Source organism: Paenibacillus agricola, from assembly GCF_011440305.1.
Classification (GTDB): Bacteria; Bacillota; Bacilli; order Paenibacillales; family NBRC-103111; genus Paenibacillus_S; species Paenibacillus_S agricola.
The window spans coordinates 1-1,694 of record NZ_JAAOIW010000064.1 but is presented as its reverse complement, the minus strand read 5'-3'; the positions used below and the strand labels follow the sequence as shown (position 1 = coordinate 1,694).

Annotated in this window: 2 protein-coding genes; both read right to left on the bottom strand. The window is 42.7% G+C overall.

The features are described from left to right. Window positions 1–9 precede the first annotated feature (9 nt). Window positions 10–456: a hypothetical protein gene (locus G9U52_RS39660; RefSeq protein ID WP_375790330.1), complete on the bottom strand. Its 447-nt coding sequence runs from the start codon at window positions 454–456 to the stop codon at window positions 10–12. A gap of 109 nt (window positions 457–565) precedes the next feature. Further along, window positions 566–1,603, bottom strand: a complete 1,038-nt coding sequence (locus G9U52_RS39020; protein ID WP_166158857.1) for a transposase — start codon at window positions 1,601–1,603, stop codon at window positions 566–568. Between the last annotated feature and the right edge of the window lie 91 nt (window positions 1,604–1,694).

Here is a 1,694-nt window from a genome sequence, read left to right as displayed (position 1 = left end):
AAAAAAAAACTACGCCTGACCAATTAACGTACAAAACTTGTTTTCTATATCTTTCAGATATTTCGTAGGATTTCTTCTAAACCGTCGGCGTTTTGTAGTCTCCTGCAAACGTTTAGACCACTGTAGTCGCTCAGCGTGGAAGACTTCGTAGCTAACGCTTCTAAGTCTGTTCATCACATCGGTTTGTCGGAGTGCATCATCAACGAAAACAACAAATTCGCCGGATCGAACAATGTACTCATTCCAACTACGTAATCCTGTCATTCGTCTATGGCGCGTCTTCGTTTGACGGAAAAATCGTTCGTGATCATTATTTGTGCGAGGAACATAAGGATGGTCATAACAAGTAAACAAACCTTTCCAAAATCCTTTCGTATAGCTCTTAAAGTTAGAAACCATGGGTTGATCCTGTGCCTCAACATAGGTCTGTTCCAGCCATTGAATCAAACTTTTCATATGGAGTTGTACAGATTCACTTGTCTGGTCGATGTCTGGATTGAAGATGTCTGCAACGTGATGTAAGGGTCGTGCCCAACGCTTGACTTCATGATAAAGTTCGTTAAATTCATTCAGTTTGCTGAATATTCTGAAAACATTCTGAAGTAAAGAAGGCCCCTTTTTTATCCAGACAATTTTGAAGCGATGTCTGAATGGCTTTCGCGTTCTCGTAAATTCGAACTCCAGGCAAATCTAAGGGTGGATTACCGTCCTCTAGAAGTACCGAACGAACTGCTGCCAAGTAGTCTTTTACGACTTCCGTCTCTTTGGATTCATCCTTCTCTAGTTTTTTCTCAAGCTCACGGATGCCGCGGAGGCTTTTCTTAATCCCCGTCTTCAATTTTCGATCCAGATCCACCACAGGCTTCGCGATGTCCTTTAAGTAGTGGTACTGACAATATTGGTAGGGAACTTCTGGAAGCAATGATTCCATGGCCAGTCGGATTGATTGCTGTCCATCCGTGACAATCCCGATGATGCGAAAGCCAAGATCGATTACAGGTTGAATGAGTTCTTGTAATTCTTGCGACGAACTGCTCTTTACGCTTTTGGCAACGAGGATGGTTCCACTGAACACTTCTCGAACAACGTAAAGGGTCTCATTTCCTTTTTCGGGTTGAACACCATCCATAGAGATCATGATACCGCCGTGTTCTTCAGCAACTTGTTTAAGGGATGACTTCACAAATTCCGTGGCACTGGAACGCAGTAAGGTAACGTACCGTTCGTACAATCTTTGTGAGTTACGTTCGGATGTCGCAATCCCACGCTCGGTAAGTTCCTGGGTGATCTCTGCAATGGTTCTATGATGCTTGAACCGTAATTGCCCAACAAGTGCCAATACGTCGAAGCCATAAGAAGTATGTTTCATGCACAAGGAGTCTGCTTCCGCTGATTTGTAGTACGTTTTTGGATAAGCACAACTTGAATTTGGACAGACGTATGCCATACTCCACGCTTGGATAACACCATGTAGGGTTGAAATGTTTTTCTTCCAGGCAGTATGACTTCGTTTCAATTTTGCACTGCAGTGAAGACATCGCTCGAACTCAGGTCGATAATATATTTTTCTTTCAGGAACAATTCGATTTTTCGGTAATGGCATTACGAAAACCTCCGTCAAAGTAGGTAGAGAATACTTCGACGAAGGCTAATGGAAATCCTTGTTAGTTAAATGGTCAGGCGTAGAAAAAAAA